Origin of the sequence: Actinomadura geliboluensis, assembly GCF_005889745.1 — a bacterium.
Taxonomy (GTDB): Bacteria; Actinomycetota; Actinomycetes; order Streptosporangiales; family Streptosporangiaceae; genus Spirillospora; species Spirillospora geliboluensis.
Genome location: NZ_VCKZ01000753.1, coordinates 1 through 1,155, shown reverse-complemented (window position 1 = coordinate 1,155; position 1,155 = coordinate 1). Strand labels below are relative to the sequence as shown.

The 1,155-nt window shown below is 68.4% G+C and carries 1 protein-coding gene; it reads right to left on the bottom strand.

The genetic code is table 11. The features are described from left to right. Positions 1 to 4: 4 nt before the first annotated feature. On the bottom strand, positions 5 to 1,155 hold a 1,151-nt coding region (locus tag ETD96_RS44035), incomplete at its 5' end, for an acyl-CoA dehydrogenase family protein (protein ID WP_205719773.1).

Sequence of the window (1,155 nt, the reverse complement as noted above, 5' to 3'; positions counted from 1 at the left end):
CCGGCTACTTGAGGAGCTGGCGGGCCATCACCATGCGCTGGATCTGGTTGGTGCTCTCGTAGATCTGGGTGATCTTGGCGTCGCGCATCATCCGCTCCACCGGGAACTCCCGCGTGTAGCCATAGCCCCCGAGGAGCTGGACGGCGTCGGTGGTCACGTCCATCGCCACATCCGAAGCCAGCGCCTTGCACGCCGACGACACGAACGTCAGGTCCGCGACCTTCTCACCGCTCATCGCCCGCTCGGACTTGATCGCCGCGTGGTAGGTCAGCTGCCGGGCGCCCTCCAGCCGCATCGCCATGTCCGCCAGCATGAACTGCACACCCTGGAAGTCCGCGATCGGCTTGCCGAACTGCCGCCGCTCCTTCACATAGTTCAACGCGAAGTCCAGCGCACCCTGCGCGATCCCCAGCGCCTGCGCCGCGATCGTGATCCGCGTGTGGTCCAGCGTCGCCAGCGCCGTCTTGAACCCCGTGCCCTCCACACCGATCAGCCGGTCCGCCGGAATCCGCGCGTCCTCGAAGATCACCTGCCGGGTCGGCGACCCCTTGATCCCCAGCTTGCGCTCCTTGGGCCCGAACGACACCCCCGGATCCGACTTCTCCACCACGAACGCCGAGATCCCCCGCGCACCCGCCGCCGGGTCGGTGACCGCCATCACCGTGTAGTACTCCGACACCCCCGCATTGGTGATCCACATCTTCGCGCCGTTGAGCACCCACTGCTCCCCGTCGCGCACCGCACGCGTCTTCATCCCCGCCGCGTCCGACCCCGCGTCCGCCTCCGACAGGGCATAGGAGAACATCGCCTCCCCCCGCGCGACCGGAGCCAGATACTTCTTCTTGAGCTCCTCACCACCGGCCAGCAGCACCGGCACCGTGCCCAGCTTGTTCACCGCCGGGATCAGCGACGAGGACCCGCACACCCGCGCGACCTCCTCGATCACGATCACCGTCGCGAGCGCGTCCGCTCCGGCGCCCCCGTACGATTCGGGCACGTGCACCGCATGCAGATCGTTGGCGACCAGCGCCTCCAGCGCCTCCTGCGGGAACCGGGACTCCTCGTCCACCTCCGCCGCGAAAGGAGCGATCTTGGCCTCGGCCAGCTCACGCACCGTGCGCCGCAGCAGCTCATGCTCCTCCGACGGCGCATACG